This is a genomic window from Paraburkholderia sp. A1RI_3L (genome assembly GCF_048957895.1).
Lineage (GTDB): Bacteria > Pseudomonadota > Gammaproteobacteria > Burkholderiales > Burkholderiaceae > Paraburkholderia > Paraburkholderia kururiensis.
The window spans coordinates 1-2,199 of record NZ_JARCHA010000049.1; the positions used below are offsets into that span (position 1 = coordinate 1).

The 2,199-nt window shown below is 58.2% G+C and carries 4 protein-coding genes; all 4 read left to right on the top strand.

The genetic code is table 11. The features are described 5' to 3' along the window. Window positions 1-113: 113 nt before the first annotated feature. The 4 genes from PXJ20_RS32775 to PXJ20_RS32790 all read left to right on the top strand — a co-directional run bounded on the left by PXJ20_RS32775 (window position 114) and on the right by PXJ20_RS32790 (window position 2,193). On the top strand, window positions 114-773 hold the full coding sequence (locus tag PXJ20_RS32775) for a tyrosine-type recombinase/integrase (protein WP_421032853.1): 660 nt from the start codon (window positions 114-116) through the stop codon (window positions 771-773). Window positions 774-915: 142 nt separating this feature from the next. Continuing rightward, entirely contained in the window at window positions 916-1,164 is a 249-nt protein-coding gene (locus tag PXJ20_RS32780) for an AbrB/MazE/SpoVT family DNA-binding domain-containing protein (protein ID WP_421032852.1), read from the top strand. Further along, window positions 1,158-1,478 (top strand): type II toxin-antitoxin system PemK/MazF family toxin, encoded by a 321-nt coding sequence (locus PXJ20_RS32785; RefSeq protein WP_007183024.1) that lies wholly within the window; start codon window positions 1,158-1,160, stop codon window positions 1,476-1,478. The genes PXJ20_RS32780 and PXJ20_RS32785 overlap by 7 nt, the downstream gene beginning before the upstream one ends. A 10-nt stretch (window positions 1,479-1,488) precedes the next feature. Continuing rightward, entirely contained in the window at window positions 1,489-2,193 is a 705-nt protein-coding gene (locus PXJ20_RS32790) for an HNH endonuclease (protein ID WP_421032851.1), read from the top strand. The last annotated feature ends 6 nt before the right edge of the window (window positions 2,194-2,199 follow it).

Consider the following 2,199-nt stretch of genomic DNA (forward strand, 5'->3'; position numbering starts at 1 on the left):
TTCCCGCGCCGGCTTTTTCCGAGCTTTTCCCGTCCCACCTTGCGTCCCGCGTGATTGACGGCTACGCTGACGACATTAACCTCTGAATAAAGCGCTTTTTGATTCGAAAAAGAATGGCTAAAACTCCCTACGTTGAGGATGCTCGCCTAAAGCACTTGCTGAAAGTCTCGGCCATTTCAGGCGAGAGCCGCGAGCGCAACGTCGCATTGCTCATGGTCATATACGGCACAGGCATGATGCTCACAGAGGTTGCACGCCTGCCGGTTTCGGCATACCTCAAAGGCGATGGCTCTTTGCTTGAGAAGTCCAAGATCGCCGCAGAAATCGCTTACAACGGCAAGGAGCGCCCGCTCTGGTGGTCCAATACCAAGGTGGTCAACGCAATCGACAAGTACCTGGCCTATCGCGTGGAGAGCGGACACGGCATCACCACGCGTAAGGCGGCATATCGTGGCCTTGATCCAGAGTCCCCGGTGTTTCTTACGGGCGACGGCAAGCCGTACCGCTTGACGACGCGAAAGACTTCCACCGGGGCTATCAGTTACTCGTGTGACTCCATGAGTCAACTGTTCCGCAAGCTGCACTCTCAGGCAGGCATCGAGGGAGCAAGTGCAATGTCAGGACGCCGAACTTTTGCGGTGCGTTTGCATCGACTCGGATTCGATCTTCGACACATAAACGAGCTACTTGGGCACGAAACACTGACAGCAACAAAGCGATTGATCGACGCCGATCCGGTTCGACTAGGAGCGATTGTCGCAGGGGTAATTTAGAAGCAGCGATGGACGCTTTACACCGAACAGGCAGTTGGCGCGACCCGGTGCGACGGGCGGAGCGCGGGCCGCTTTCTGTAATAACATTGTATTGACAGTTGCGGCTGTGCGGCGTAACATTGTTATTACTTTGGAGAGTGTCATGAGAACGACGATTCGCAGAATGGGTAATTCGCAGGGTGTGCTGATTCCGAAGCCCGTCCTCGCGCAGCTCGGGCTGGAGAGCGAAGTGGAAATGGAGGTCGAGGGCGACGCGATTGTTCTGCGGCGCCCGAAGCACCAAGCCCGTGAGGGTTGGGCGGAAGCAAGCAAGGCTCTGGCCGAGAGCGGCGACGATGCGCTGGTCATGGGCGAGTTTTCGAATGCCGATGACGCGGAGCTTGCGTGGTGATGCGCGGGGAAGTCTGGTTAGTCGCGCTCGATCCGACGCTTGGTAGTGAGATTCAAAAGACGCGCCCCTGTGTCGTCGTTTCACCTCCGGAAATGCACGACCACTTGCGCACTGTCATCGTCGCGCCGATGACTTCCAAAGGGCGTCCAGCGCCGTTTCGGATTCCCGTGACGTTCAAGCGCAAACAAGGTTTGATCCTTCTGGATCAGATTCGCGCAGTGGACAAGGTGCGCCTGGTTAAGAAAGAGGGTGCAGTTGCCGATAAAACGTTGTTGGATACCCTGCGGACCTTGCAGGAAGTCTTTGCGGAATAGGGAAAACGACATGGGCAGCAAGCGATATCGAGGTAAGCGCTGCGTGTACTGTGGCCGCGATGGCGCGTCCGACACGGGTGACCACGTAATCGCTCGGGGCTTTTTCCTGCCATCGGAGCACGATCGCCTGCCACAGGTCCCTGCCTGCAACAAATGTAACAACGAAAAGTCACGCATTGAGCATCACTTGTTGACCGTCCTGCCGTTTGGCGCGCGGCACGCCGCGGCGACCCGCACGCTCAACGAACTTGTGCTAGGACGCCTCCACCACAATGCACGCCTTCGGCAGGACCTCGTCGATGCATGGACACGACAGTGGCGCGGGGAGTACGCCCAACGATGGGTGCCGCACATCGCACTGCCACTCGACAGTCGCCTTGTCACCCGTCTGTGCGAGTATTTGATGGTCGGGCTTGCGTGGCATCACTGGAAAGCGGACCTGGCACCACCAAATCAGGTGCGTGCCGAGTTCTTTAATCCGGTTGGTGCGGCGAGCTTTGAGACCCTGTTTGCAAACACGCGCTGGGGCGAACGGCTCGATGTCACGCTCGGAGCGGGGACGTTTGCCTATCGCGCCGCGCAGGACCCCGACGCACCTTCGCGAACGATCTGGCGCTTCTCGATTTATGGAGCAGTGATGGGCGGCGTTCCCGGTCAGCCGCACGTGAGTGCCGACGCTGTTTTCGGCCTCTCGAATCCGGCACCCGAGCAATAGGAAAAC